24 protein-coding genes are annotated in these 24,590 nt (G+C 66.1%); 13 read left to right on the top strand and 11 right to left on the bottom strand.

From position 1 onward, the window contains the following. Positions 1–114 precede the first annotated feature (114 nt). Positions 115–1,638, top strand: coding sequence for a TLP1 C-terminal extension domain-containing protein (locus U1739_RS01140; protein ID WP_332703150.1), 1,524 nt, complete (start codon positions 115–117; stop codon positions 1,636–1,638). Positions 1,639–1,714: 76 nt separating this feature from the next. On the opposite strand, the gene U1739_RS01135 is transcribed toward U1739_RS01140, so the two are convergent. Next, positions 1,715–3,577 carry an ABC-F family ATP-binding cassette domain-containing protein gene (locus U1739_RS01135; protein WP_332703148.1) on the bottom strand — a complete coding sequence of 621 codons (1,863 nt, stop codon included), beginning with the start codon at positions 3,575–3,577 and terminating at the stop codon, positions 1,715–1,717. A 76-nt stretch (positions 3,578–3,653) separates the two neighbouring features. Here U1739_RS01135 and U1739_RS01130 point away from each other — a divergent pair, with 76 nt between their 5' ends. The 10 genes from U1739_RS01130 to U1739_RS01085 all read left to right on the top strand — a co-directional run bounded on the left by U1739_RS01130 (position 3,654) and on the right by U1739_RS01085 (position 15,451). Continuing rightward, positions 3,654–4,121, top strand: coding sequence for a GreA/GreB family elongation factor (locus U1739_RS01130; RefSeq protein ID WP_332703146.1), 468 nt, complete (start codon positions 3,654–3,656; stop codon positions 4,119–4,121). Between the two features lies 1 nt (position 4,122). Next, positions 4,123–4,302 carry a hypothetical protein gene (locus U1739_RS01125; protein WP_332703144.1) on the top strand — a complete coding sequence of 60 codons (180 nt, stop codon included), beginning with the start codon at positions 4,123–4,125 and terminating at the stop codon, positions 4,300–4,302. A gap of 138 nt (positions 4,303–4,440) precedes the next feature. Beyond that, positions 4,441–5,622 (top strand): BaiN/RdsA family NAD(P)/FAD-dependent oxidoreductase, encoded by a 1,182-nt coding sequence (locus tag U1739_RS01120; protein ID WP_332703142.1) that lies wholly within the window; start codon positions 4,441–4,443, stop codon positions 5,620–5,622. Positions 5,623–5,686: 64 nt separating this feature from the next. After that, positions 5,687–7,414, top strand: coding sequence for a DEAD/DEAH box helicase (locus tag U1739_RS01115; protein ID WP_332703140.1), 1,728 nt, complete (start codon positions 5,687–5,689; stop codon positions 7,412–7,414). 105 nt (positions 7,415–7,519) lie between these two features. Continuing rightward, on the top strand, positions 7,520–7,987 hold the full coding sequence (locus U1739_RS01110) for a YaiI/YqxD family protein (RefSeq protein WP_332703138.1): 468 nt from the start codon (positions 7,520–7,522) through the stop codon (positions 7,985–7,987). A gap of 126 nt (positions 7,988–8,113) precedes the next feature. Then, entirely contained in the window at positions 8,114–9,316 is a 1,203-nt protein-coding gene (locus tag U1739_RS01105) for an efflux RND transporter periplasmic adaptor subunit (RefSeq protein ID WP_332703136.1), read from the top strand. A gap of 7 nt (positions 9,317–9,323) precedes the next feature. Then, positions 9,324–12,533 (top strand): efflux RND transporter permease subunit, encoded by a 3,210-nt coding sequence (locus U1739_RS01100; protein ID WP_332703134.1) that lies wholly within the window; start codon positions 9,324–9,326, stop codon positions 12,531–12,533. Further along, a complete protein-coding gene (locus U1739_RS01095; RefSeq protein ID WP_332703132.1) occupies positions 12,530–13,987 on the top strand; it encodes an efflux transporter outer membrane subunit in 1,458 nt (485 codons plus the stop codon). Before U1739_RS01100 ends, U1739_RS01095 begins: the two co-directional genes overlap by 4 nt. Before the next feature lie 89 nt (positions 13,988–14,076). Then, positions 14,077–14,604 (top strand): GNAT family N-acetyltransferase, encoded by a 528-nt coding sequence (locus tag U1739_RS01090; protein ID WP_332703130.1) that lies wholly within the window; start codon positions 14,077–14,079, stop codon positions 14,602–14,604. Positions 14,605–14,638: 34 nt separating this feature from the next. After that, complete coding sequence (locus tag U1739_RS01085; protein ID WP_332703128.1) at positions 14,639–15,451, top strand: esterase/lipase family protein; 813 nt, start codon at positions 14,639–14,641, stop codon at positions 15,449–15,451. 42 nt (positions 15,452–15,493) lie between these two features. Here U1739_RS01085 and U1739_RS01080 read toward each other — a convergent pair whose 3' ends face one another. From U1739_RS01080 to U1739_RS01035, 10 genes are all read right to left on the bottom strand, one after another. Continuing rightward, positions 15,494–15,841 carry a phasin family protein gene (locus U1739_RS01080; RefSeq protein WP_332703126.1) on the bottom strand — a complete coding sequence of 116 codons (348 nt, stop codon included), beginning with the start codon at positions 15,839–15,841 and terminating at the stop codon, positions 15,494–15,496. Between the two features lie 90 nt (positions 15,842–15,931). After that, complete coding sequence (locus tag U1739_RS01075; protein WP_332703124.1) at positions 15,932–16,948, bottom strand: alpha/beta fold hydrolase; 1,017 nt, start codon at positions 16,946–16,948, stop codon at positions 15,932–15,934. Between the two features lie 135 nt (positions 16,949–17,083). After that, the gene (locus tag U1739_RS01070) at positions 17,084–18,346 is read right to left on the bottom strand and encodes a Xaa-Pro dipeptidase (protein WP_332703122.1); all 1,263 of its coding nucleotides are present in this window, start codon (positions 18,344–18,346) and stop codon (positions 17,084–17,086) included. Between the two features lie 28 nt (positions 18,347–18,374). Continuing rightward, on the bottom strand, positions 18,375–18,713 hold the full coding sequence (locus U1739_RS01065; RefSeq protein ID WP_332703120.1) for a type II toxin-antitoxin system PemK/MazF family toxin: 339 nt from the start codon (positions 18,711–18,713) through the stop codon (positions 18,375–18,377). After that, a complete protein-coding gene (locus U1739_RS01060; protein WP_332703119.1) occupies positions 18,703–18,927 on the bottom strand; it encodes an AbrB/MazE/SpoVT family DNA-binding domain-containing protein in 225 nt (74 codons plus the stop codon). The genes U1739_RS01065 and U1739_RS01060 overlap by 11 nt, the downstream gene beginning before the upstream one ends. 33 nt (positions 18,928–18,960) lie before the next feature. Next, entirely contained in the window at positions 18,961–20,361 is a 1,401-nt protein-coding gene (lpdA, locus tag U1739_RS01055) for a dihydrolipoyl dehydrogenase (protein WP_332703117.1), read from the bottom strand. Next, a complete protein-coding gene (locus U1739_RS01050) occupies positions 20,358–20,771 on the bottom strand; it encodes a hypothetical protein (RefSeq protein WP_332703115.1) in 414 nt (137 codons plus the stop codon). The genes lpdA and U1739_RS01050 overlap by 4 nt, the downstream gene beginning before the upstream one ends. Beyond that, on the bottom strand, positions 20,771–21,103 hold the full coding sequence (locus tag U1739_RS01045) for an acyl-CoA thioesterase (RefSeq protein ID WP_443025496.1): 333 nt from the start codon (positions 21,101–21,103) through the stop codon (positions 20,771–20,773). The genes U1739_RS01050 and U1739_RS01045 overlap by 1 nt, the downstream gene beginning before the upstream one ends. Before the next feature lie 40 nt (positions 21,104–21,143). Beyond that, a complete protein-coding gene (locus tag U1739_RS01040; RefSeq protein WP_332703111.1) occupies positions 21,144–21,377 on the bottom strand; it encodes a hypothetical protein in 234 nt (77 codons plus the stop codon). Position 21,378: 1 nt separating this feature from the next. Then, on the bottom strand, positions 21,379–22,668 hold the full coding sequence (locus U1739_RS01035) for a pyruvate dehydrogenase complex dihydrolipoamide acetyltransferase (RefSeq protein WP_332703109.1): 1,290 nt from the start codon (positions 22,666–22,668) through the stop codon (positions 21,379–21,381). A 144-nt stretch (positions 22,669–22,812) separates the two neighbouring features. Here U1739_RS01035 and U1739_RS01030 point away from each other — a divergent pair, with 144 nt between their 5' ends. Further along, positions 22,813–23,268 carry a universal stress protein gene (locus U1739_RS01030; RefSeq protein WP_332703108.1) on the top strand — a complete coding sequence of 152 codons (456 nt, stop codon included), beginning with the start codon at positions 22,813–22,815 and terminating at the stop codon, positions 23,266–23,268. Beyond that, on the top strand, positions 23,268–24,554 hold the full coding sequence (locus tag U1739_RS01025; protein ID WP_332703106.1) for a M20/M25/M40 family metallo-hydrolase: 1,287 nt from the start codon (positions 23,268–23,270) through the stop codon (positions 24,552–24,554). The genes U1739_RS01030 and U1739_RS01025 overlap by 1 nt, the downstream gene beginning before the upstream one ends. The last annotated feature ends 36 nt before the right edge of the window (positions 24,555–24,590 follow it).

Raw genomic sequence — 24,590 nt, 5'->3', positions numbered from 1 at the left:
CCGTGGGACCCCGCCGACGGCGTGCCCATCGCCCGCCGGCAATACGCGACGCCGCGATATTGCATCACCGACCGCGTCCTGCTTTGTTCGGCAAAATAGCGACAGGAGAGGCGATTGTCGGATCCCAGCAGCGTGCCCGTCATCGTCGCGGTCGGCGAAGTGACCGATCGGCCGGTCGACCCCACGCACGCGCGCGAACCGATCGCGCTGATGGCGGATGCGCTGCGCGCCTGCGCCGCCGATGCCGCCGTCTCGCTGGTGCCCGCCATCACCACGATCAGCTTGATCGGCTTGGTCAGCTGGCGCTACGAGGACCCGGTCGCTGCGCTGTGCGATCGCCTTGGCATCGCGCCGGCGGAGCGGGTCAATGCCAGCATGGGCGGCGAAACGCCGGTGCGGCTGGTGCATGAGGCAGCGGTGCGCATCGCCCGCGGCGAGCCGCTGGTCGCCGCGATCGTCGGTGGCGAGGCAGGCCATGCCGTGGCGCAGGCGCTCAAGGCGCAGGCCGATCTGCCCTGGACCCCGGCGGCGGCGCCCGAGCGCACCGTCCGTTTTCCGTCGAGCCGCTTCGCGCTGAGCCCGGTGGCGCGCGCGCTGCGGGTCGCCGACCCGGCGAACATCTATCCGTTCTACGAGGTGGCCTCCGCCGCGGCCTGGGGCGAGACGCCGGCGCAGGCCCATGCCGCCTCGGCCGCGCTCTGGGCGCGCTACGCGGCGGTCGCCGCCGACAATACGCACGCCTGGATCCGTCGCGCGCCCGACGCCGCGACGATCGCCGCCATCACTGCCGACAATCGCATGATCAGTTGGCCCTATCCCAAACTGATGGTGGCCAACCCGATGGTCAACCAGTCGGCCGCGCTCATCGTCACCAGCCTGGCGACGGCGCGCGCAATGGGTGTGGCGAAGGAGCGGCTGATCCATATCTGGGGCGGTGCGGCGGCGCGCGAGCCGGAAGACTATCTGCAGCGCGACCGCTACGACCATTCCACCGCGCAGGCCGCGGTGCTGGAGCGCGCGGTGCACATCGCCGGCGGCGAGGCGGCGCGCTTCGATCATCTCGAACTGTATAGCTGCTTCCCGATCGTGCCGAAGATGGCGCTGCGGACGCTGGGCCTGGATGCGCGGACCGCTGTTCCGACGGTCGCCGGCGGGCTGACGTTTTTCGGCGGTCCGCTCAACAATTATATGAGCCATGCCAGCGCCGCGATGGTGCGGACGCTGCGCGCCGCGCCCGGCACGCTCGGGCTGCTTTATGGCCAGGGCGGCTACGTCAACAAGCATCACGGGCTGGTCGTCAGCACCGCCCCCGCCCCCACCCCGCTGGCGCTGGACTATTCGGTGCAGGATGGTGCCGATGCCGCGCGCGACCCGGTTCCGCCGTTGGTCGACGCTTATGCCGGCGCGGCGACGATCGAAACCTATACCGTGCCCTATGCGCGCGACGGCGCGCCGTCGCACGGCATCGTCATCGCCCGCACCCCCGGCGGCGCGCGATTGATGGCGCGCGTGCCGCCCGACGATGGCGCTACGCTCGCCCGGCTGACTGATTGGAGCAGGACCGCCGTCGGCCTGCCCGGTCAGGCATCGCTGGACGCCGCCGGTACGCCCTTATGGAGCGTTGCCGCGCCTGGCTGACGGCGTCACCCGCTCGGTGGACCGCCGCCCTTTTGCCCGCGTAGCAACCGCGCGCGAAGACGCGCCGATCGACGCTTTACGCTGCCTGCTCGACCGCTTCGCTCGCTTCGAGCCAGGCCGCCTCGGCCTCTTCCAGCTTGGCAGCGACCTCGCCCCGGCGCTTGGACAGTTCGCCCATCGACAGCTTCTTGAGATAGCTTTCCGCCTTGGGCGGATCGAACATCGCCAGATCGAGCGCGCGCAGCTCGGCGGTCAGCTTGACCGTCTTCGCTTCCGCTTCCTGCGCCAGCTTTTTCAGATCGCCCGCTTTCTCGCGCGCCTGGGCGGCCGCCTTCTTGTCCTTCTTGCCGTATTTCTGGCCATCGGCCTTGGGCTGGTTCTTGCCCAGGATGAAGTCGGTATAATCCTCTAGGCTGCCGGCATATTCGTTGGCCTGGCCAGCATCGACCAGCACCAGCCGGTCGGCGGTCAGCTCGATCATGTGCCGATCATGGCTGACGATCACCACCGCCCCGGTATAGGCGTTGAGCGCCTGCACCAAAGCCTCGCGTGCATCGACGTCCAGATGGTTGGTCGGCTCATCGAGGATCAGCATGTGCGGTGCGTCGCGCGTGATCAGCGCCAGGGCGAGACGCGCCCGTTCGCCACCGGAGAGCTTGCCGACCTTGGTCGTCGCCTTCTCGCCGGAGAAACCGAATCGCCCGAGCTGCCCGCGCACCGCGGCGGGCGTCTTGCCCTTCATCAGATGCGCCATATGCTCAACCGGCGTATCCTCGGTATCCAGTTCCTCGACCTGATACTGGGTGAAATAGCCGACACGCATCTTGCCCGAGACGGCGATCTCGCCGTCCATCGGCGTCAGCTGCGCAGCCAGCAGACGCGCGAGCGTGGTCTTGCCGTTGCCGTTGCGGCCCAGCAACGCGACACGGTCGTCGGGATCGAGCCGCAGGTTGAGGCGCTGCAGGATCGGCTTGCCCACGGTGTAGCCGACGCTGGCCATGTCGAGCGTGACGAGCGGCGGGCGTAGTTCCTCCGGGTTGGGGAAATCGAACGACAAAGTGGGATCGTCGGCCATCGAGGCGATCGGCTGCATCTTGGCGAGCATCTTCTGGCGCGACTGGGCCTGTTTGGCGGTCGAAGCGCGTGCCGAATTCTTGGCGATATATTCCTGCAGCTTGCTGCGCTGCGCATCCTGGCTCGCCTTGGCCGCCGCGAGCTGCGCGGCGCGTTCGGCGCGCTGGCGCTCGAACGAATCATAGCCGCCCGAATAGAGGAACACCTTGCCCCCTTCGAGATGCAGGATGTTGTCGACCACGTTGTTGAGGAGATCGCGTTCGTGACTGATGATCACGATCATGTTGGGATAGGCCTTGAGGAAATTCTCCAGCCACAAGGTCGCTTCGAGATCCAAATGGTTCGACGGCTCGTCGAGCAGCAGCAGATCGGGCTCGGAGAACAGCAACGCCGCCAGCGCGACGCGCATCTTCCAGCCGCCCGAATAGCTGTCGAGCGGGCGGTTCTGCATTTCCTCGTCGAAACCCAGGCCGACCAGGATGCTCGCGGCGCGCGCCGGGGCAGTATAGGCGTCGATCGCCATCAACCGCTCATAGACTTCGCCGAGGCGATCGGGATCCTCACAGGTCTCGCTCTCGACCAGCAGCACCGCGCGCTCCTTGTCGGCCTCCAGCACCGTCTCGATCGGCGTGGTCTGGCCGTGCGGCGCTTCCTGCTGGAGATAGCCGATGCGCGTCTTGCGCGGCATCTCGATCTCGCCGTCATCGGGCTCGAGCTGGCCGATCATGACCTTCATCAGCGTGGATTTGCCCGCGCCGTTGCGGCCGATCAGCCCGACGCGGCTTTTCGGCGGCAGCGTCGCACTGGCGCGGTCGAGGATCATGCGCCCGCCCAGGCGCACCGTGATACCATTGATATTCAGCATGGGCGGGCCCCTAGCACAGGGTAGCGCTTGCCCCAAGGGGCCGAGCGCATCACATGGGCACGATGAAGAAAACATCATGAGCGTCGCGTTTCGCCGGGACAGTGACGAAGAAGTGCTCGAGCCCAAGTTCGAGATGCCGATCGCGCCGGGGCCCAATCTGGTGACCGCGCGGGGTTTGCGGTTGCTCGGCGACAAGGTGATCGAGATCGAGGCGGCGGTGGCCGCTGCGACCGACGATGTCGCGCGGGTCGAGCTGAAGCGCACGTTACGCTATTGGCATACGCGGCAGACCACCGCCGAACTGGCGCCCGTGCCGGAGGACGGCGTGGTCGGCATCGGTTCGCGCGTCACTGTACGGATGAACAAGGCTGAACGGGTGATCCACATTGTCGGTGGCGACGAGGCCGAGCCGGCGGCGGGGCTGATTGGGTACCAGGCGCCGTTGCCGCAGGCGCTGATCGGCGCGGAAGTGGGCGAGCGGGTCGAGTTCAACGGCGTGGCGGATGCGATCGAGATCCTAGCCATCGAGCAAAGCGGAGACTGATATGGCCGAGAAATTCGAACGACATCGCCAGCCCTGGACGCAGGACGAGATCCAGAAGCTGCATACGCTGGCCAAGAAGGGCATGGGGCTGAAAGCGATCGCCAAGGCGCTGACGCGGACCGAGGAATCGGTCAAGGACAAGGCCAAGGCGGATAGCCTCAGCATCGCGAAGTTGCGGTGATACCCAGTTAAGCGCTTCCCCGGCGAAGGCCGGGGCACTGTCGCGATACAAGGGTTGGCTGATGCTGCGCTTCATTACCTCAACCTTCGCGACTGGGCCCCGGCCTTCGCCGGGGAAGCGGCTATAATAGGATAAGAATTGCCCCACCCCCTCCCCTATGACGCGATCATCCTCGGCGCCGGCGCCGCGGGGCTGATGTGCGCGGCCACCGCGGGCCAGCGCGGTCGCCGCGTGCTGCTGGTCGATCACGCCGATACGCCGGGCAAGAAGATCCTGATCTCCGGTGGCGGGCGGTGCAACTTCACCAACCTGCACACCGCGCCCGAGCGCTACATTTCCGCCAACCCACATTTCGCCAAGTCGGCGCTCGGCCGCTACACCGCGCAGGATTTCCTGGCGCTGGTCGAGAAACATGGCATCGCCTGGCACGAAAAGACGCTCGGCCAGCTGTTTTGCGACGGCTCGGCCAAGCAGATCGTCGCCATGCTGCTCGACGAATGCGATGCGGGCAATGTCGAGCATGTGCTCGGCGAGAGCGTCACCACGATCGACCATGCCGACGGGCTGTTCCGCGTGACACTCGGCGGCCGCCAAGTGACCGCTACCTCGCTCGTGCTCGCCACCGGTGGCCCCTCGATACCCAAAATGGGTGCGACCGGCTTTGCCTATGATGTCGCGCGCCAGTTCGGCCTCAAGGTGGTCGAACCCCGCCCTGCGTTGGTGCCGCTGACGCTTGGCGGGGACGAGATCCTGTTCCGCGAGCTTTCCGGCGTCGCCACTGAAGTGATCGCCAAATGCGGCAAGACCGGATTCCGCGAAGCGGCGTTGTTCACGCATCGCGGCCTTTCCGGCCCCGCCATTTTGCAGATTTCGAGCTATTGGCGCTCCAGTGAGAGCGTTAACGTCGATTTTTTGCCGGACCACCAACCGGGTTGGCTAACCGCCGCCAAGCGCGCCAAGCCACGCGGCCAGTTCGGCGCCGCACTGGCCGCCGCGCTCCCCGGCAGACTGGCCGAAACCCTTGCCGAACGCCTTGAATTATCAGGCGAATTGCACAACATCAAAGACGGCATCTTGAGCGACGCAGAGCGCCGCCTGGCCGATTGGCGCTTCTCCCCCAACGGCACCGAAGGCTATGCCAAAGCCGAGGTGACGGTGGGCGGAATCAGCACGGCCGAGCTGTCGTCGCAAACAATGCAAGCCAAACGCGTACAAAACATGTATGCGATCGGCGAAGCGGTCGATGTCACAGGGTGGCTGGGCGGCTACAACTTTCAATGGGCATGGGCGAGCGGTTGGGCCGCAGGCCAGTCCATCTGACAGCCCGACAACGCCGGTGCGCACCTGCCGTGGTGGCAGCGCACCCGATATATTTGAGAGATACATGCCTTTTTCAGCACTTCCCCCGCTTCTCACCGAAGCGCTCACCGAACGCGGCTATGCCGCCCCCACCCCGGTCCAGGCGGGCGTCCTGGAACCCGAAGCGATCGGCCGCGATCTGCTCGTTTCCGCCCAGACCGGCTCGGGCAAGACCGTCGCCTTCGGCCTCGCCATGGCGGCGCAGCTGCTCGACGAAGATGGTCGCCTGCCGCAAAAGGGCCCGCTGGCCCTAGTCATCGCACCGACGCGTGAACTGGCGCTGCAGGTCAGCCGCGAACTGATGTGGCTGTACGCCAAGACCGGCGGGCGCATCGTCACCTGTGTCGGCGGCATGGATGCCTCGAAGGAGCGCCGCGCGCTCGCCCATGGTGCGCATATCGTCGTCGGTACGCCGGGCCGCCTGCGCGATCACCTCGAGCGCGGCGCGCTCGACCTGTCCGCCTTGCGCGTCGCCGTGCTCGATGAGGCCGACGAGATGCTCGACATGGGCTTCCGCGAAGATCTCGAGCAAATCCTTGATGGCACCCCGTCCGAGCGCCGCACGATGATGTTCTCGGCGACGATCCCCAAGACGATCGCCGCGCTCGCCAAGCGCTACCAGCGCGATGCCGTGCGCATCTCTACTGTCGGCGAAGATCGCGGCCACGGCGACATTTCGTATCAGGCAGTGACCTGCGCGCCGGCCGATATCGAGAATGTCGTGGTCAATCTGCTGCGCTTCCACGAAGCCGAAACGGCGATGCTGTTCTGCGCCACGCGCGACAATGTCCGCCATCTCCATGCCGGGCTGATCGAGCGCGGCTTCAGCGCCGTCGCGCTCTCGGGTGAGCATAGCCAGAACGAGCGCAACGCCGCGCTGCAGGCACTGCGCGACCAGCGCGCGCGCATCTGCGTGGCCACCGACGTGGCTGCACGCGGCATCGATCTGCCCACGCTTAGCCTCGTCGTACACGTCGAACTGCCGCGCGATGCCGAGACGCTGCAGCATCGCTCGGGCCGCACCGGCCGCGCCGGCCGCAAGGGCACGGCGATCCTGATCGTGCCGTATCCGCGCCGCCGCCGCGTCGAATCGATGCTGAAAGGCGCGCGCATCAACGCCGACTGGATCAACCCGCCGACGCTAGAGGATATTCGCGAGAAGGATCGCGAGCGCCTGCTGACCGTGCTGATGGAAGAGGTCGAGATCGACGAGGGCGATCGCGTGCTCGGCGCCAAGCTGCTCGAGACCAAGAGCCCCGAGGATATCGCGGCCTTGCTGGTGCGCGCGCATCGCGCCCGCATGCCGGTCGCCGAAGAGCTAATCGGCTCGGGCAAGGAAGCCCCTGGTTCGGCGCCGCGCAACGACGGGCACCGCGAAGGCTTCGAGGATGTCGTGTGGTTCCGCATGGATATCGGCCGCCGCCAGAACGCCGATCCGCGCTGGCTGCTGCCGCTGATTTGCCGCCGCGGGCACATCACCAAGAATGAGATCGGCGCGATCCGCATCGCGGCGAGCGAAACGATGTTCCAGGTGCCGCGTGCGATCGTCGGCAAGTTCGTCGCTTCGGTTGCCCGCACGGCCAATTTCGAAGGCCAGGACGAAAATGCGATCCGTATCGAGCAGGTCGATGGCGAGCCGCATGCGGCGGCGCACCGCCCGCGTCTGACGCCTAGCGCCCGCCCGAGCGGCCCGGCGCCGACGCGGCATGCCCCGAAGGCGCCGTATCGCCGGACCAACGACCGGCAGCGGTAACATCTTGCCTTCCTCTCTGTTCTCCTGCGAAAGCAGGAGCCCAGGGCCACGGACGATGTCGCTCGTGGCCCTGGGCGCCCGCTTTCGCGGGGGAACGGGTACTGAATGGACGCCGTGACCAATCCCCTGCGCATCCTCGTCGATGGCGACGCCTGCCCCGTGAAAGACGAGATCTACCGCGTCGCCTATCGCACCGAGATCCCGGTGACGATCGTCGCCAACAGCCATTTCCGCATCCCCGCGCATCCGTTGATCGACCGGGTGGTCGTCAGCGACGGCTTCGATGCGGCCGATGACTGGATCGCCGAGCAATCCACGGCTAAATCGATCGTCGTCACCGCGGATATCCTGCTCGCCGATCGTTGCCTCAAGGCCGGCGCGACCGTGCTGGGCCCGACCGGCCGCCCCTTTACCAACGCCTCGATCGGCGGCGCCATCGCCACGCGCGCGATCATGGCCGATCTGCGCGCTGGCGGGGATGCGATCGGCGGCCCGGCGCCGTTCGGCAAGACCGATCGCTCGCGTTTCCTGTCCGCGCTCGACGCCGCAATCGTAAAGCTGCGCCGTTCGTAAACGGTGTGTTTCGCGAAGGCGTATGATTGATGGCCCTGTCGGAACGCTAAGGGCGGACGGGGGTTTGACGTCGGGGAACCGGCCTGTCATCGCGATGCCAGCCAATTACAAAGCGGTGGAATTAGAATGCTTTTGCGCCAAGCTGCGCCTGTACGGTTTGCGCTCCCCGCGCTGTGTCTGGCCCTTGCCGCGTGCGGGGGGAGCGACAAGGCGGCTGAAAAAGGCGGTCGTGGCCAAACCGGCACGCCGGAAGTCGGCTATGTCGTGGTCCAGCCGACCGCCGTGCCGCTCGTCACTGAACTGGGCGGGCGCACTGCCGCTTTCCAGAGTTCCGAAGTCCGCCCGCAAGTATCCGGCCTGATCCGCCGCCGTTTGTTCACCGAAGGCTCGATCGTGCAGAAGGGCCAGACGCTCTACGAGATCGATCCCTCGCTCTACCAAGCCTCGGCCAATGAGGCGCGGGCAGCGCTCAACAGCGCTGCCGCCAATGCCGAAGCGACGCGGGTCAAGGCCGATCGCTATCGCCCGCTGGCTGAAATGGAGGCGGTCGCCAAACAGGATTATACCGACGCCGCCGCGCAGGCGCGTCAGGCCGCGGCATCGGTCGCGCAGAGCCGCGCGCAACTCGAAACCGCGCGCATCAACCTGCGCTTCACCAAGGTGCCGGCGCCGATCACCGGTCGCATCGGTCGGTCGCTATTCACCGAAGGCGCCTTGGTCACGGCCAGCCAGACCGATCCGCTGACCACCATCTCGCGGCTCGACCCGATGTTCGTCGATATCCAGCAATCGAGCGCCGATCTGCTCAAGCTACGCCGGGCGCTGGCCGCGGGTGGCGTCGCGCCGTCGAGCGCGGCGGTGCGCCTGAAGCTGGAGGATGGCAGCGATTACGGCCAGACCGGTACCGTGCAGTTCGCCGAAGTGATGGTCAACGAAAGCACCGGCACGGTCACGTTGCGCGCGCGCTTCCCCAATCCGCAGGGCCTGTTGCTGCCTGGCATGTTCGTTCGCGCGACCTTCGCGCAATCGGTCGATACCAGCGCGTTCCTGGTGCCGCAGGCGGCGGTTAAGCGCGATCCCAAGGGCGCGACCACCGTACTGATCGTGGGCCCCGGCAATAAGGCGATCGAGCGGCCGGTGACGGCGACGCGCGTGGTCGGTGCCAGTTGGGTCATCACCGGCGGCCTGAAGGCGGGCGACAAGGTGATTACCGAGGGCACCGCGCGCGCCAAGGCCGGGGAGGCGGTCAAGCCAGTGGTTGCCGGCTCGGCCCAGAAATTCAACACCGCGCCGGCCAAGGGCGAAAAATCCGCGCCGACCAAGGGCTGATCCAGCCATGATCTCACGCATCTTTATCGACCGGCCGATCTTCGCCTGGGTCGTTGCCATCATCATCATGCTGGCCGGCCTTGGCGCGGTCTACACGCTGCCGACCGAGCAGTTTCCCGATGTCGCGCCGCCCAACGTGAACATCCGCGCCAGCTATCCCGGCGCCTCGGCCGAAACGCTGGAGAACAGCGTCACGCAGGTCCTGGAGCAACAGCTGACCGGGATCGACGGACTGCTCTATTTCAGCTCGAGCAGCTCCTCGCGCGGTTCCGTGACGATCACCGCGACGTTCGAGAAAGGCGTCGATCCGGATATCGCCCAGGTCCAGGTGCAGAACAAAGTGCAGCAGGCGCTGAGCCGCTTGCCCGCGCAGGTCCAGCAACAGGGCCTGACGGTGACCAAATCGAATCCCGATTTCCTGCTGCTGGTGGCGATCTATGACGAGTCCGACAAGCTCACCAACCAGGACGTGTCCGATTATCTGATCGCCAATTATCAGGATCGCCTGGGGCGTATCGAGGGCGTGGGCGACACCAACGTGTTCGGATCGCAATATGCCATGCGCATCTGGCTGCGCGCCGACCAATTGGCCAGCTTCTCGCTGATGCCGTCGGACGTGATCACGGCCGTCACCGCGCAGAATACCGAGATCGCGGCAGGCGAGATCGGTGGCCAGCCAATGCCCGATTCGCAAATGCTGAACGCCACCGTGACGGCGCAATCGCGGCTGCAGACGCCTGAGCAATTCGCCAATATCGTCGTCAAGACGGCGCGTGATGGCTCGGTCGTGCGATTGTCCGATGTCGCCCGCGTCGAGCTGGGCGCGGAAAGCTATGGCGCTGTAACGCGGATCAACGGTCATCCCGGCGCCGGTATCGCCATCTCGCTGGCGCCGGGCGCCGACGCGCTCAAGACCTCGGAACTGGTCAAGGCGGAGATCGAAACGGCTTCCAAATCCTTCCCCACCGGCTTCAAATACGCTTTCCCGCGCGATTCGACCGAATTCATCAAATTGTCGGTCGAGGAAGTCATCAAGACGCTGATCGAAGCCGTGATACTCGTCGTGATCGTGATGTTCGTCTTCCTGCAGAGCTGGCGCGCGACGTTGATCCCGACGATCGCCGTGCCGGTCGTGCTGCTCGGCACGGTTGCCGTGTTCCAGCTGGCCGGTTTCTCGATCAATACGCTGACCTTGTTCGGCCTCGTCTTGGCGATCGGCCTGCTGGTCGACGACGCCATCGTGGTGGTCGAGAATGTCGAGCGCTTGATGGATGAAAATCCGGACATGAGCCCGCGCGACGCGACGATCCAATCAATGAACGAGATCACCGTGGCGCTGATCGCCATCGCGCTCGTCCTGTCCGCCGTGTTCCTGCCGATGGCGTTCTTCGGCGGCTCGACCGGTGTGATCTACCGCCAGTTCTCCGTTACCATCGTCTCGGCGATGATCCTGTCGGTCGTGGTGGCGCTGGTGCTGACCCCGGCACTGACCGCGACCATGCTCAAGCGCCGCAGCGACGAAAAGCATCGTGACACCTGGTTCTCGCGCAAGTCGCAAGGCGCCAAGGACTGGTTCAACAACGGCTTCGAGCGCACCACCGAACGCTATGTCGGCACGGTCGGCACGGTGGTGAACCGCAAATGGCTGTTCCTGCTGATCTATGCCGGCGTCGTGGCCTTGCTGGTGGTGCTGTTCGTGCGCCTTCCGACCGGCTTCCTGCCGTCCGAGGATCAAGGCGGCGCGCAGATCCAGTTCAACCTGCCGCCCGGCGCCACGCAGGCGCGCACCGTGGCCGTGCAGAAGGAAATCGAGCGCTATTTCCTGCAGAATGAGAAAGCCAATGTCAGTGTGCTGTTCACCAATGCCGGCGGCGGCGGTGGCGGCGCATCGGGGCAGAATACCGGCCGCGGCTTCCTCGCGCTGACCGATTGGTCGGAGCGTAAGGGCAAGGAAAATGTCGCCGATGCGATCACCCGCCGTGCCTCCAAGGCGCTGAGCGGGCTGCGCGATGCCGAAATCTACGCGACCGTGCCGCCCGCAGTGCGCGGACTGGGCCAATCGGCTGGGTTCACCATGGAGTTGCTCAATTCCGGGGGCCTTTCGCGCGAGCAGTTCAAGGCCGCGCGTGACAAGTTGGTGGCGGAGGCGCGCGCCGATCCCACCTTGCAGGCGATCCGCCTGACCGATCTGGAGGATCAGCCGACGCTCAAGATCGATATCGATCAGGCCAAGCTTTCCGCGCTCGGGCTCAATCAGGCTGACGTCAACGCCACGCTGTCGACCGCCTGGGGTGGCCGTTACGTCAACGATTTCAACGATCGTGGGCGGGTGAAGCGCGTATATGTACAGGGCGATGCGCCGTTCCGCGCCTCGCCCGACGATCTCGCGCAATGGTATGTCCGTGCCGCCGACGGCCAGATGGCGCCATTCTCGTCCTTCTCGACCATCTCCTGGTCGACCGCACCGCCCAGCCTGGCGCGCTTCCAGGGCGTGCAATCGTACGAAATTTCGGGCCAACCGGCTGAAGGGCAAAGCTCCGGCGATGCGATGGAAAAGATGAGCGCGCTGGCCGCCGAGATCCCCGGCACGACGATCGCCTGGGCCGGCCTGTCGTTCCAAGAGCGGCTGTCGTCGGGACAGGCGCCGTTCCTCTACGCAATCTCGATCCTCGTCGTGTTCCTGTGCCTGGCGGCGCTTTACGAAAGCTGGTCGATTCCGGTCGCCGTGCTGCTGGTCATTCCCTTGGGTCTGGTCGGCGCGGTGTTCGCGGTGACGCTGCGTGGCCTGGAGAACGACGTCTATCTGCAGATCGGCCTGCTCACGACGATGGGGCTGGCGGCGAAGAATGCGATTCTGATCGTCGAATTCGCCGAACAGGCGGAGAAAAAGGGCGCGCGGATCATCGATGCGGCATTGGAGGCAGCGCGCCTGCGCCTGCGCCCGATCCTGATGACCAGCCTGGCCTTTATCTTCGGCGTGCTGCCCTTGGCGCTCTCGACCGGCGCCGGCGCCAATAGCCGCGTGGCGATCGGCACGGCGGTGATCGGCGGGATGCTCACCGCCACGGTGCTGGCGGTGTTCTACATCCCGTTGTTCTTCGTGCTGGTGCGGCGCGGCACGCGCGACGTGCTCAAGAAGCTGCATCACGAGCATCCGGACGACGGCACGCCCGGGGCGCCAAAGACCGACGAACCGAAACCGGTGGGTGCAGCATGACCAAGATCGCCCTCCCCCTGCTCGCCAGCGTGGCGCTGAGCGCGTGCAGTCTCGCGCCCAAATATGTCGAGCCGGCGCTTCCTGTCCCCGCCTCCTGGCCGGTCGGCGACGCCTATCTCCGCCAGAGCGAGGCGGCGCTGCCCAGCGTGTCCTACACCGACATTTTCCGCGATGCGCGGCTGCAGCGGATCATCGAACAGGCGCTGATCAACAATCGCGACCTGCGCGTCGCCGCCGCCAATATCGCAGCGGCGCGCGCGCAATATCGCATCCAGCGCGCCGACCTGTTCCCGCAGATCGACGCCTCCGGCAGCGCCACGCGGTCGGATTCGGGCACTGGCAGCACCAATAGCAGCGGCCAGTCCAATGCCGGCGGCGCGCGCAACAGCTTCAGCACCGATCTCGGCTTTACCGCATTCGAGATCGACCTGTTCGGCCGCGTCCGCTCGCTCAGCACGGCCGCACAGAATCGGTATTTTGCGACCGAAGCGGCAGCCCGCGCCACGCGCCTGACCTTGGTCGGCGACATCGCCACCGCCTGGCTCAACTACGCCGCCGATCAGAGCCTGCTCAAGATCGCGCAGGACACGGCGGTCAGTGCCGACCGCAGCGTCAAACTGACGGATTTGCGGCGCGCCGGTGGCGTCGCCCCGCGCACCGATGTGGCGCAGGCACGGCTGGTGCTCGCCCAGGCGCAATCGGACCTCGCCGAGCAGCGCACCGCGCTCGCGCAGGACGTCAATGCGCTGCAATTGCTCGTTGGCGCGCCGGTCGACGCCACGTTGCTGCCGCAGACGATCGAGGAAGCCGGCAAGACGCTCGCCGAGCTTCCCGCCGGGCTGGACTCCGGCATCCTGCTGCGCCGCCCCGACGTGCTCCAGGCCGAATATGAATTGCGCGCCACCAATGCCGAGATCGGCGCGGCGCGCGCTGCGCTGTTTCCGCGCATCTCGCTCACTGCCGTGCTCGGCCTGGCGAGCAACGCGCTGGGCGGCCTGTTCTCCGGCGGCGCGTTCAATTATTCGGCCGGCCCGTCGATCAGCTATCCGATCTTCAACGCTGGCGCCGGCCGCGCCAATGTCCGGTACACCGAGGCGCAACGCGACGCCGCGCTCGCCACCTACGAAAAGGCGATCCAGACCGCCTTCCAGGAAGTGTCCGACGCGCTCGCCAGGCGTGGCACGATCGCCGACCAGAACCGCGCCGCCCAGGCGCTGGCCGCGGCCGCGACCGACAATTACCGCCTGTCCGACGCGCGCTATCGCGGCGGGATCGATACGTTCCTGCAAAGCCTCGACGCGCAACGCTCGCTTTATTCCGCGCGCCGCTCGCTCGTCGCGACACAGCTGACGGCGACGACCAACCTCGCGACGCTGTACCGCGTGCTTGGCGGCGATGCGTTGCTCGAACCCACGCCGGCGGGGCCGGTGCCGGTTTCTACGCCGACGCCCTGACCGGCGCACCAAGCAACAGGTGACAACACCCCACGAGCATGCCAGCTTCCCCGCAGCGGCAACGCGATCCAGCTCGAGGACCGATCGATATGAGTTACCGCATTCGCCGCTTCGCGCTCGCCGATCGCGACAAGATGCTCGCCTTCGCCGGCACCCTGCCCGAACACGATCTGCTGTTCCTCGGCCGTGATCTCCGGCATCCCCGCGTGGTCGACGCCTGGCAGGCGGCGATCGAGGAAGGCTGGATCGACAGCCTGATCGCCGAGGATGGCGATACCGTGCTCGGCTCGGCCGCCCTGGTGCGCGATCCGCTCGGCTGGAGCGCGCATGTCGGCGAGATCCGCCTGCTCGTCTCGCCCGACAAACGCGGCGCTGGTCTCGGGCGCGATCTACTCGAGGCGATCTTTTCCGTGGCGCGCGACCGCGGGGTGGAAAGGCTCACCGCGCAGATGACGCCCGATCAGATCGGCTCGGTGATGCTGTTCGAAAGCCTCGGCTTCCGCGCCGAAGGGCTGCTCAAGGATCAGGTGCGCGATCGCACCGGCAAGACCCACGACGTCGCGATCCTGGCGCACAACGTCGCGCAGGTCACCGCGCAACCGCGCCCCGTGGAATGAACCATCGCCCGCCGCCGCGCATTCAGACGGCACGATGAAACAGCAAAAAACACCGCCGTCACAAGTGGATGCCCCCGCGCCCGCCAAAGCCCCCTCGGTCTTCCTCGCGCTGACCGAATTGCCCCGCGCCCTGGCCGAACTGTCCGCCTTTGGCCTGGTCGCGCCGATGCTTGCCAAGGCACCGCGCGGGGATGGCCATCCGGTGCTCGTACTGCCCGGCTTCGGCACCACCGACACGGCGATGATCACGCTGCGGCACTATCTGACCAAGCTCGGCTATGAGGCGCATGCCTGGGAACTCGGGCGCAATCTCGGCCCCAAGGCGATCGGCGACGAAGGCGAGAAGCTTGTCGCGCGGCTGCACGCCGTGCACGAACAGACCGGCAAGCGCGTGAGCATCGTCGGCTGGAGCCTGGGCGGCATGATGGCGCGCCAGCTCTCGCGCCGCGCGCCCAACCTGGTGCGGCAGGTGATCACGCTCGGCTCGCCCTTTGCCGGCTCGCCGCGCGCGACCAACGTGTGGCGCGCCTATCAGGCGCTGACCGGCGAGCGGATCGACAGCGAAGGCGTCCAGTCGCAATTGCGCGAAAGCGCGGCGCCGCCGCCGGTGCCCTCGACCTCGATCTTCAGCCGCGCCGACGGTGTCGTCGCCTGGCAGAACTGCCTCGAGCCGGCCGCGCCCGAGACTGACAATATCGAGGTCCATGGCAGCCATTGCGGGCTCGGCGTGAACCCGGCGGTGCTTTACGCGATCGCCGATCGTCTGGCGCAGGCGGACGGTGACTGGCACCCGTTCGAACGCACCGGGCTAAAGGCGATGGTCTATCCGTCCGCGGGCCATGCTTGACCCTTGACCCCTAATTCCTCCCCGTTCCGGGGAGGAATTAGATCACTTCCCCGTCAGCGGCGCGACCGATTCCTGCCCGATCTTGACGATCAACTCGCCAATCTCCTTGGCCTGCGCCATGCTGCGGTTGCTCTGCTCGCGCAGATACGCGCCCTGCACCGACAATACTTCGCTCAGATCCTTCGCACCGGCCGCCGCGCGCAATGCGGCGAACGCCTCGCGCGCATTCTGTTCGGCCTGGTCGAGCAGCTTCATGCTGACCGTGGATCCGCCCTCGGCGACCTTGGCGCCCGACTGGCGCATCGCTTCGCCGGCTTTCTTTGCAGGCTCGACGATCGTCTCGTTGATCGAGTCCTTGACCTTGTCGGCCGTGTTGCGTGCGTCGCCCATCATCCTGCTCCTATCTGACCGCCGGTTATTGCCCGACTACCGCCCAAACCTCACACAACCAGCGGATCGGCGCAACCGCGCCGACCATCGCTAGCGCCGCGTCGTGCTGAGCGCGGTCATCAAGGCCGATTGAAAACGCGCCGGCGCCTCGATCTGCGGCGCATGGCCGAGACCGTCGAGCTTGACCAACACGGCATTTTTCATCCGCCGCACCGCGCCAGGGGCATTGGCCGGGATTGCGGTGAGGAATCGCTGCAGCGACGGCGGCGCTTGCATGCGACCAAAGGCGGTGCGGTCGAGCGTACCGATGATCATCGTCGTCGGCGGGGTAATGCGTTCGAGTTCATGCGCCACCGGCTGGGTGCGGATCATCTCGCTGGTCTTGGCCTGCGCCAGCGCAACCGCATCCCGACCGCTGCCGCCATACATGCCGGCGAGCATCCACACCCAGCGATCATAGTTAGGCTTCCAGGTATCGTGGTAATAATTGGCCTGCTGATACGCCTTGATCGACGCGAAGCTGGTGCGCTTCTCGATGGCCCACAGCGTATCGACATCGGTATAGCCGACGCCTTCCTCGCTACGATCTTTCAGGCCGATGGGATTGACCAGCACCAGCCGGTCCACCGCGGCGGGGAACATGATGGCATAGCGCATCGCCAGCATGCCGCCCATCGAATGGCCCACGATCGAGGCGCGTTGCACGCCCCGCGTGACGAGCAGCTTGTTGGTCAGCGCCGCCATCATCTCCAGGCTATATTGCATGGCCCTGGGCTTGGACGATTTGCAGAAACCGATCTGGTCGGGGATGATCACGCGGAACCCGGACGCGGCCAGCGCGCGCGCGCTCCCCTCCCAGGTCGCGCCACAGAAATTCTTGCCGTGCAGCAGCACCACGGTGCGCCCGTTGGGCCGATCCGCGGCGATATCCATGAACGCCATGCGCGCCGGCGCGCCAACGATATCGACGGTCATCGTCTGCACCGGCCACGGATAATCGAACCGCTCGAGGTTGGGCCCGAAATCACGCGGCTGCGGCTGTGGCTCGGCGGCGCCGGTCAGCACCAGCGCCGACATCGCCGCCAGACAGAAACCCACATGCCGCATGATTATACCCCCGAACTCGAACAGGGGAACGTCTTAGCCATGGTTAACGCAGGCTGCACGGCATTATTCTTACATAGAACGGTCGCAGAACTGCAACGCGGGCCGCGCCGCCGATCAGCGCGATAGGCAGCCAGCCTATTTTACCCGCACCCCGCCTTTGATCACCGCGCTGACTTTTTCCAACAGCCGCACGTCGGCCAGAGGATCGCCGTCCACCGCAACGATATCGCCATAGCGCCCGACCGCGATCGCCCCGACATCATCGGTCCGCCCCAATGCTTCGGCCGCATCCGAGGTCGCCGCGCGGATCGCGCCCATCGGCGTCATGCCCCATTCGACCATCTTGGCGAACTGCCGGCCATTGTCGCCGTGCGGATAGACGCCGGCATCGGTGCCGAAAATCATTCGCACGCCCGCCTTGACGGCGCGCTGGAAGGTCTGGCGCTGCTTCAGGCCGATGATCTTTTCCTTGTCGAGGCTCTCCTGCTCGGTGCCGTTGGCCGTGCCCGTCGCCAGGATATAATCGTCGTTATAGATGTCCATGTCGAACCAGGTGCGCTTCTGCGCGGCGAGCTTCAGCGTCTCGTCCGAGGCCAGGCTGCAATGTTCGATCGTGTCGATCCCGGCGAGGATCGCGGTACGGATGCCCTCGTCGCCATGCGCATGCGCCGCGACCTTGATGTGCAGCATGTGCGCCTCATCGACGATCGCCTTCATTTCCTCGAGGCTGAGCTGCTGCCCACCAACGCTGTCGCCGAGCGAGAACACCCCGCCGGTGGCGCAGATCTTGATCACCTGCGCGCCATATTTATGCAGCCACCGCACTTTCGCGCGCGCCTCGTCGGGCGAATTGACCACGCCCGGGCTCTTGCGATCGAGGCTCGGCGGCAGGCTGTTATCGTCGCAATGCCCGCCAGTCGCGCCGATCGCCCAGCCCGCGGTGGTGATACGCGGGCCGACCGCCCAGCCGCCATCGATCGCCTCGCGCAGACCGACATCCTGGAAATCCGCCGCGCCGACATTGCGCACCGACGTGAACCCCGCCTCCAACGTCTTCTTCGCATTGGCCACGCCGACCGCGCTCCAGAAACTGTCGGTATATTGCAGCCCGCGATAGCCGCCGATCTCGGCCAGCGAGGTGAGATGGACATGCATGTCGATCAGCCCCGGCAGGATGGTCTTGCCGCCGAGATCGATATGCCTGACGTCCCCGCCGAACTTGATCGTCCGCGCATCGGCGATGCCGGTGATACGCCCATCGACGATCGTCACGGCGGGATGCTCGATCACCTTGCCGGCGAGCACGTCGACCATGCGATCGGCGGTGACGATGACGGTTTCGGCGGATGCCGGCGTGGCGACCAGCGCCAACAATGCGACGCCCAGATATTTCAGCATGGTATCCCCCAATAGTCCACGAAAGTAGTCAGAGTGTCAGCAGCTTGGCCAGTGACTCGGCGACCCGCGCTCGGTCATGCCGATCGAGCTGCCCTGCACGACGTTCGATAAAGCGATTATCCAGCGTGAACAGCTTCATTCGTACGACGCACGGCACCGGCAATCCCGCCGCGGTGCGGTCGAGGACCTCGATATCAAGCGGCCAAGTGCTGCGTTTGGCGCTGGTGATCATCGCCAAGACGCTATGCCCCGTCGATCCGCCAAACAGCTCGGCATTGGATAGCACCAGAGCGGGACGCCGCTTGGTTGCCTTGCTGTCGGTGAATGGGAACGGCACGACCACGACGTCGCCGGCGTCAAAGGTCACGCCAGGCCTCGTCGTCTTCGGCGCTATCCCACTCGTCCAACGTCGCCGCCGTGGCAGCGGCAAACGCAACGTCCAGCGTCCGTGCCTTGCGCACGCTGACCGCGCCCGACCGCACCTCCCACGCCAGCGTGTCGCCTGCCCCTACGCCCAGGGCCGCGCGCACGTCGGCCGGCACGGTCGCCTGATGTTTCGAGGTGATCCGACTAGTCTGCATGGTATTACGTAATACCATGCAGGTCCGTATCGATCAAATATGCAGCGCGCGCCCGTATGCCGCGAGCACGCTCTCGTGCATCATTTCCGACAGTGTCGGATGCGGGAACACCGTCTCCATCAGTTCGGCCTCGGTCGTCTCGAGCGTCTTGCCCACGGTATAGCCCTGGATCAATTCGGTCACTTCGGCGCCAACCATATGCGCGCCGAGCAGTTCGCCGGTCTTGGCGTCGAACACCGTCTTCACGAAGCCTTCCGCTTCGCCCAGCGCGATCGCCTTGCCGTTGCCGATGAACGGGAACGTGCCGACCTTTAGCTCATAGCCCGCTTCCCTGGCCTTCGCCTCGGTCAGCCCGACGCTGGCGACCTGCGGGTGGCAATAGGTGCAGCCCGGAATGTTGCGCGGGTCCATCGCGTGCGGATGCTTGCCCGCAATGCTCTCGGCGGCAATCACCCCTTCGTGGCTGGCTTTGTGCGCCAACCAGGGCGGCGCGGTGATGTCGCCGATCGCGTAGAGCCCCGCGACATTGGTCTTGCAGTCCGGCCCGGTCTTAAGGAAGCCGCGCTCGTTGACCTCGACGCCAAGCTCCTTGAGCCCGATATCCGCCGTGTTCGGCACGATGCCGATCGCGACGATGACATGGCTGAACTCGGTCGTCGTCGCCTTGCCGTCCTTGCCGGTGATCGTCGCCGTCACGCCCGCGTCACTGGCTGCGATCTTGTCGATCTTGGCGGAGGTCATGATGTTCATGCCCTGCTTCGTCAGCGCCTTTTGGAGGAAGGCCGACACGTCGGCATCTTCCACCGGCACGATCCGATCGAGCATCTCGACCACCGTCACCTCGACGCCCATATCGTTGTAGAAGCTCGCAAACTCGATGCCGATCGCGCCCGATCCGATGACCAGCAGCTTGCTCGGCAACTCCGCCGGCGTCATCGCATGGCGATAGGTCCACACGCGCTTGCCGTCGGCCGGCAGACTCGGCAGATCGCGCGCCCGTGCGCCGGTGGCGACGATGATGTTCTTGGCGGTCAGCTCGGTCGTCTTGCCGTCCGCGGCGGTGACGGTCAGCTGGCCCGGCGCGGTCAGCTTGCCGCTGCCCATATGCACGGCGACCTTGTTCTTCTTCATCAGGTGCGTGACGCCCTGGTTGAGCTGTTTGGCCACGCCGCGCGAGCGCTTCACCACCGCATCCAGGTCGGCAGTGATATTGTCCGCCGCCAGCCCGTAATCCTTGGCATGCTGCATGTAATGCAGGATCTCGGCCGAGCGCAGCAGCGCCTTGGTCGGGATGCAGCCCCAATTGAGGCAGATGCCGCCGAGCAGTTCGCGCTCGACGATCGCCACGTTCAGCCCGAGCTGGCTGGCGCGGATCGCCGCGACATAACCGCCGGGGCCTGAGCCGAGCACGATGAGATCATAGGAATCGCTCACGAGACAGTCCTGACTTTCTTGGGGAGGAAGCTGCCGCGATGCACCACGCAGCAGAGGAAGAGATTGAGAAGGAAGAATAGCCACGGCAGCAGGCGCTCACCGAGTACGGTCATGCCGCCCACGACCCGTAACATGGTGTTGAGCCAGTCGATTAAAAAGCCGAAACAGGCGAGCGCGATGCCGGCAAATAGCGCGCTGTTCACCACCCATGATCGCAAGCCAATCTTGTTGACGATCAGCGCGCCGAGCAGATTGGCGACCAGCACGATAAGGCCGAGCGCCGCGCCCATCGACGCGGCGATGGCGTAGCGGCCAGCATCGGCATCCGTCGATTGCCACAGCAGCAGCAGCGGTCCGCCAACCAGCCCGAGCAACAGCGGGATGGCGATGACCATGGCAATGCGGAACATCAGCCGGTCACCGCGCGCGGGCGATCGTCCTCGCCCATCGCCACCAGCGTGAACGTTCCGGCGGCAGCCTGCGACCCATTCTCGCCGTGCCGATCGCGCCGCCACACCTGCACCGCGACGGTCATCGAGCTGCGCCCCGTGGCCATAATCTCGGCATGGAACGACACTTCGTCGCCGATCGACACCGGCGTGGTGAAGCTGAACCCGTCCGCCGCCACCACCGGGCAGCGCGCGCCCGACCGCCGCGACGCGACCGACCCCGCTGCCAGCGCCATCTGCCCCATCAACCAGCCGACGAAGATCTTGCCGTACGGGTTCGCGTCCGCCGCCATCGCGGTGGCGCGGATGGCGGGCGCGGTGTCAGGTGCTGCGTCACTCACCGGGCAAGCTCTCGCCGCTGATCGGCGCCCGCCCGCGATCCCGCGCCCAGGCGCGCCGCAGCGGTCGGATCGTCATCACCACGATCACGCCCGCAGCGGCCCAGGCGACGATCGTAATCGAATCGCGCGCATTGGGCACCGACCATGCCGCCAGCGACGACAGCAACAGCGTCGCCAGGATGCCGACTGCCAGGTGCAGAAGCTCGACGAGCGTCCGCCACGGCATGTCAGGCCAACATGCCCAGCGGATTTTCGACCAAAGCCTTGAACGCCTGCATCAGCTGGGCGCCGTCCGCCCCGTCGATCGCGCGGTGATCGAAGCTGCCGGTCGCCGACATCACGGTGGCGATGCCGAGCGCATCGTCGATGATGTACGGCCGCTTCTCGCCCGCGCCGATGGCCATGATCATCGCCTGGGGCGGATTGATCACCGCGTCGAAATTCTTGATCCCGAACATGCCCATGTTGCTGATGCTGGCGGTGCCGCCGGTATATTCCTCCGGCTTCAATTTCTGTTCGCGCGCGCGGCCGGCGAGATCCTTCATCTCGGTCGAGATGGTGGACAGCGACTTGGTATCGGCCGAGGTGATCACCGGCGTGATCAGGCCCGAAGGCGCGCTCACCGCGACCGAGATATCGGCGCGGGTGAAGCTGATCAGCTGGTCCGGCGTGAACATCACGTTGCACGTCGGCACCTGGATCAGGCTGACCGCCAGCGCCTTGATCAGCAGATCGTTGACCGACAGCTTCACGCCGCGCGGCTCGAGGCTCTTGTTGAGCTCGGCGCGCAGCTTGAGCAGCGCATCAAGCCGGATATCCACCGTCAGATAGATGTGCGGCACATTCTGCTTGGACTCGGTCAGGCGGCGGGCGATCGTCTTGCGCACGTTGCTGAGCTTGGTCGCCTCGTGCGGGATATCCGGGATGACGGCCGGTTTCGCGGGTGCGGCTGCGATGGTCTGCGGCGCGGGGGCCGGGGCGGTCGGCGCCGCGGGCGTGCCGGCCTTGGCGCCGTTGAGATCGGCCTTGACGATACGGCCGTTCGGACCCGAGCCGGTCAGCGCCGACAGCTCGATACCCTTTTCGGCCGCAAGCCGGCGCGCCAGCGGGCTGGCCTTCACACGCTCGCCTGCCGCCGCAGAAGCAGCGGGCTTGTCGGCCGCAGGCTGGGCCGGCGCCTCAGTCTTTGCTTCTTCTTTCGGCGCCTCGGCCTTCGGTGCTTGTTGGGGCGCGGCCGCCTGCGGTTTCTCCGCCGGCGCCGCATTCGCGCTCTCGCCATCCGCCAACACGGTCGCGATGACCGTGCCGACCTTTACATTGTCGGTGCCCTCGGCGACCAGGATCTTGCCGATCACGCCTTCGTCGACCGCTTCGAATTCCATCGTCGCTTTGTCGGTTTCGATTTCGGCCATCAGGTCGCCGGATTTGACGGTGTCGCCTTCCTTGACCAGCCATTTGGCCAGCGTGCCTTCTTCCATCGTCGGCGACAGAGCGGGCATCTTGATCTCGATCGGCATGGGATTCCTTAACTCGTTCCTGGGGAGGACGTGATTCCGTGAATGCGCGCGATCCTTCGCCTCCGCCATCGCCCGGGTCAAGACCGCCCCTTGCGCGCCGGCCCGCTTATCGGGCACCTTGCGCAGTCCATAGGGGAAGCGTGCATGCGTATCTATCTTGTCGTGGTCGACGAAACGCCCGAGGCGGGCATCGCGCTCCGCTTTGCCGCGCGGCGCGCGGTCAAGACCGGTGGCGGGGTCGAGATCCTGTCACTGCTGCCGCCATCGGAATTCGGCCCCTGGGGCGGCGTCCAGGCCACGATCGAGGAGGAAGCGCGGGTCCATGCCGAGGCACTGGTTACCGGCGCGGCCGGCGCCTTGCTTGAGGAATCCGGCCTGCGCCCGTCGATCACGCTCAAGCAAGGCGACGGGCCCAAAATCATCCGCGAGATGATCGCCGACAATCCGCACATCGCCGCTTTGGTGCTCGGTGCGGCCGCGGTGGGCCCGCCCGGCCCGCTTGTCGCGCATTTCGTCGGCACCGATGCCGGCGCCCTCCCCGTCCCGCTCATGATCATTCCCGGCTCGCTCGACCGCGACGCCATCGACAGGCTCAGCTGATGAAATATGTCCCGCTTATCGCGCTTATTCTCGCCGCCCCGGCGGCGGCCCAGGACAAGCCGTCCCCCGCCCGGCTCAAGGCCGATGTCGAAAAGCTCGTCTCGTTCGGCACGCGCCACACATTGTCTTCGGCCACCGATCCGGTGCGTGGCATCGGCGCGGCGCGAACCTGGGCGGGCGCCGAACTGACGCGCATTTCAGACACCTGCAACGGCTGCATCGTCGTCTCCAACATCGCCCGTACGATGGTCTCGCCGCGCACGCCGGACGGCGCCAATATCGTCGATGTGCTCGGCTTCCAGCAAGGGACCGATGCCAAGCGCGTGGTGATCGTCGGCGGGCATATCGACAGCCGGGTCACCGACGTGATGGACGCCAAGAGCGACGCGCCGGGCGCCAACGACAATGCCTCCGGCTCGGCACTGGTGCTGGAGGCGGCGCGCTTGCTGTCCAAGCACAAATATCGCGCGACGATCGTCTACGTCTTGTTCTCGGGTGAGGAACAGGGCCTGCTTGGCGCACAATTGCTGGCGGAAACGGCGCGCGACAAAGGCTGGACGGTCAGCGCGATGCTCAACAACGATATCGTCGGCAACAGCCTGGGCCAGGGCGGCGTGCGCGACGCGGCCACCGTCCGCGTGTTCTCCGAAGGTATCCGCGCCGCCGAAGACCTGCCGCAGCAGATCGCCCGCCGCGGCAATGGCGGCGAGGATGACGGCCCCTCCCGTGCGCTGGCCAAGGCGATCGACGGCATCGCCGCCACCGTCCCGCAAGGGATCGACGTGTTCGTCGATCGCCGGCCCGACCGCTTCGGCCGCGGCGGCGATCACGAACCATTCCTCAAGCTCGGTTTCCCCGCGGTGCGTTTCTCCTCCTCGGTGGAGAATTGGGACGCGCAGCATCAGGATCTGCGCACCGATCAGGGCGTCACCTATGGCGACACGGTCGAGCGCATGGACTTCGCCTATCTGGCCAAGGTCACCGCGATCAACGTCGCCACGATCGCGCGCCTTGCGGCTGCGCCCGCTGCCCCGGAGAAAGTCACGATCGCCGGCGATCTGTCGCGCGACACGACGGTGAAATGGGCAGCCATCCCCGGCGCCACCAGCTATCGCATCCGCTGGCGCCGCAGCGATGCGCAGAACTGGACAGGCAGCCGCGACGTCAAGGACGTGCAGGCCGTGCTGAGCAACGTGCCGGTCGACGATCATCTGATCGGCGTCTCGGCCGTGGCGGCGGATGGCGCCGAGAGCTTGGTCACGTTTGGCGAACGTGCGCGGCGTTAACCGCTGTGCTCCTGCGTAAGCAGGAGCCCAGGGCCA

It is taken from the genome of Parasphingomonas puruogangriensis (assembly GCF_036663635.1).
Lineage (GTDB): Bacteria > Pseudomonadota > Alphaproteobacteria > Sphingomonadales > Sphingomonadaceae > Sphingomonas.
This window is presented reverse-complemented; position numbering and strand designations above follow the sequence as displayed.

Coding starts and splice junctions, on each gene's coding strand:
- U1739_RS01135 (WP_332703148.1), bottom strand. CDS start 3,577: ATGCTGAATATCAATGGTATCACGGTGCGCCTGGGCGGGCGCATGATC.
- U1739_RS01130 (WP_332703146.1), top strand. CDS start 3,654: ATGAGCGTCGCGTTTCGCCGGGACAGTGACGAAGAAGTGCTCGAGCCC.
- U1739_RS01125 (WP_332703144.1), top strand. CDS start 4,123: ATGGCCGAGAAATTCGAACGACATCGCCAGCCCTGGACGCAGGACGAG.
- U1739_RS01115 (WP_332703140.1), top strand. CDS start 5,687: ATGCCTTTTTCAGCACTTCCCCCGCTTCTCACCGAAGCGCTCACCGAA.
- U1739_RS01110 (WP_332703138.1), top strand. CDS start 7,520: ATGGACGCCGTGACCAATCCCCTGCGCATCCTCGTCGATGGCGACGCC.
- U1739_RS01105 (WP_332703136.1), top strand. CDS start 8,114: ATGCTTTTGCGCCAAGCTGCGCCTGTACGGTTTGCGCTCCCCGCGCTG.
- U1739_RS01100 (WP_332703134.1), top strand. CDS start 9,324: ATGATCTCACGCATCTTTATCGACCGGCCGATCTTCGCCTGGGTCGTT.
- U1739_RS01095 (WP_332703132.1), top strand. CDS start 12,530: ATGACCAAGATCGCCCTCCCCCTGCTCGCCAGCGTGGCGCTGAGCGCG.
- U1739_RS01090 (WP_332703130.1), top strand. CDS start 14,077: ATGAGTTACCGCATTCGCCGCTTCGCGCTCGCCGATCGCGACAAGATG.
- U1739_RS01085 (WP_332703128.1), top strand. CDS start 14,639: ATGAAACAGCAAAAAACACCGCCGTCACAAGTGGATGCCCCCGCGCCC.
- U1739_RS01080 (WP_332703126.1), bottom strand. CDS start 15,841: ATGGGCGACGCACGCAACACGGCCGACAAGGTCAAGGACTCGATCAAC.
- U1739_RS01075 (WP_332703124.1), bottom strand. CDS start 16,948: ATGCGGCATGTGGGTTTCTGTCTGGCGGCGATGTCGGCGCTGGTGCTG.
- U1739_RS01070 (WP_332703122.1), bottom strand. CDS start 18,346: ATGCTGAAATATCTGGGCGTCGCATTGTTGGCGCTGGTCGCCACGCCG.
- U1739_RS01060 (WP_332703119.1), bottom strand. CDS start 18,927: ATGCAGACTAGTCGGATCACCTCGAAACATCAGGCGACCGTGCCGGCC.
- U1739_RS01050 (WP_332703115.1), bottom strand. CDS start 20,771: ATGTTCCGCATTGCCATGGTCATCGCCATCCCGCTGTTGCTCGGGCTG.
- U1739_RS01045 (WP_443025496.1), bottom strand. CDS start 21,103: ATGGCGGCGGACGCGAACCCGTACGGCAAGATCTTCGTCGGCTGGTTG.
- U1739_RS01040 (WP_332703111.1), bottom strand. CDS start 21,377: ATGCCGTGGCGGACGCTCGTCGAGCTTCTGCACCTGGCAGTCGGCATC.
- U1739_RS01035 (WP_332703109.1), bottom strand. CDS start 22,668: ATGCCGATCGAGATCAAGATGCCCGCTCTGTCGCCGACGATGGAAGAA.
- U1739_RS01030 (WP_332703108.1), top strand. CDS start 22,813: ATGCGTATCTATCTTGTCGTGGTCGACGAAACGCCCGAGGCGGGCATC.
- U1739_RS01025 (WP_332703106.1), top strand. CDS start 23,268: ATGAAATATGTCCCGCTTATCGCGCTTATTCTCGCCGCCCCGGCGGCG.